The sequence below is a fragment of the Streptomyces sp. NPDC044571 genome (assembly GCF_040647115.1).
Lineage (GTDB): Bacteria > Actinomycetota > Actinomycetes > Streptomycetales > Streptomycetaceae > Streptomyces.
Map to the genome: position 1 here is coordinate 1 of NZ_JBEZBN010000121.1, position 1,804 is coordinate 1,804.

Genomic DNA, 1,804 nt, shown 5'->3' on the forward strand with positions numbered 1-1,804 from the left:
GCCCCGGCTGCTCGCCCTGGGTGAGCCCACCCACGGCGAGGACGCTTTCTCGACCTGCGCAACGAGCTCTTCCGGCAACTCGTCGAGCAGGAGGGCTACCGGACGATCGCGATCGAAAGCGACTGCATGAGGGGCCTGGTCGTGGACGACTACGTCACTACGGGTACGGGCGTCCTCGACGAGGTGGTGGAGCACGGATTCAGCCACGGTTGGGGCACCTCGGCGGCCAACCGCGAGCTCGTGCGCTGGATGCGCGCCCACAACGACGGCCGGCCCGCGTCGGAGCGGCTCCGGTTCGTCGGTTTCGACGGCCCGCTGGAGATCACCGGCGCCGCGAGCCCCCGGCAGGCGCTCATCGCTCTCCACGGCTACCTCGCGGCCCGGGTGGACGCGGACCTGCTCCCCTGCACCGCGGAAACACTCGACCGCCTGCTCGGCACCGACGACCGGTGGACCGATCCCGCCGCGATGACGGACCCGACCCGGTCCGTGGGGCGGTCGGCCGAGGCCGGTCAACTGCGGCTGCTCGCCGACGATCTGGCGGCGCTGCTCGACGAACAGACGCCACACCTGATCACGGCGACCTCGCGGGACGACTGGGACCGGGCGTGCCTGTATGGGCGCACCGCCACCGGCCTGCTGCGCTACCACCACTGGATGGCCGACACCTCACCGACCCGCATGACGCGCCTGTGCGCGCTGCGGGACTCGATGATGGCCCACAACCTCCTTGCCGTCGCCGCCCGGGGCCCGGCACTCGTCCACGCCCACAACTCCCATCTCCAGCGGGAGAAGAGCTCGATGCGGATGTGGGAGGGGCGGGTGGAGTGGTGGAGCGCCGGTGCGCTGGTGAGCGCCCGACTCGGCGAGGAGTACGCCTTCGTGGCCACGGCCCTCGGCACGATCCGGCACAGGGGAGTGGACACGCCGCCGCCGGACACCCTCGAAGGACTCCTGTACGCGCTCCCGGAGGACCGCTGCATCGTCCACGCCTCGCGGCTTGCCACCGCCCTCGGCGACACGCCGCCCGCGCCCCGGGTATCCCCGTGGTTCGGCTACTCCTCGTTCGACCCGGCCCACCTGGCGGACAGCGACGGCATCGTGTTCGTCAAGGACGTCCCGCAGCGCTGAGCGCCGCAGTCAGCAGAGTGCGAGCCGAAGTCACGGGGGGTCGGCTGCAGTGGTGTTGAGGAGGGCCAGACCTGCCGGGCTGATGCTGTGCCGGACGTGCTTGTGGTCGCGTGTGAGAGCGGTGAGACCGGCACGGCGGAGGACGGTTGCGTGCTCGCTCGCGCTGGCGAGGGACGTCTTCGTATGCGCGGCGAGCTGGGTGGTGGTGCACAGGGCGTGGTCGGCGATCGCGCTCAGGATGGTGGCTCTGGTACGGCCGAGGAGGGCGATCAGGGGCTGGGGCACGGCGGCGCTGCTGTGCGGGGTGCCTGCGGGGGCCGCCCAGATGGCGCTCGCGGCGGCCAAGCCGCGTAACACGGGGTAGATCACCAGGACTTGCCGCCCGTGGTGCCGGGCGAAGAGCTGGGGCACGGAGCCGCAGAACACCGAGGGTGCCAGGACCAGATCCCGGCCCGCAAGGTACACATCGGTGCTCCCCTGCCAGGGCCGGTATGCGGGAATCTCAAGTACGGGTGCTTTCCACTGGAGCATCGGATGCAGCCGGCCGAGGTACGCGGCCAGACCGTTGTGGGCGATGAGCTGTCCGAACAGAGCCGATTCGGCCCGGAGGTGGCGACGGTCCAGTCGGGTCGCGGGGTTGCCGCGTTCACCGGTGGTGATCAGCCAGTCACTG

The 1,804-nt window shown here is 71.1% G+C and carries 1 protein-coding gene and 1 pseudogene; one reads left to right on the top strand and one right to left on the bottom strand.

Annotation, left to right across the window (positions count from 1 at the left end; translation table 11 throughout):
- A pseudogene (locus AB0B01_RS30650) lies at positions 1 to 1,131 on the top strand (erythromycin esterase family protein); the annotation flags it as partial.
- A gap of 30 nt (positions 1,132 to 1,161) precedes the next feature.
- Here the strand turns inward: AB0B01_RS30650 and AB0B01_RS30655 are convergent.
- Positions 1,162 to 1,804, bottom strand: a 643-nt coding sequence (locus AB0B01_RS30655; protein WP_361726202.1) for a helix-turn-helix transcriptional regulator, incomplete at its 5' end; no start/stop codon positions are given.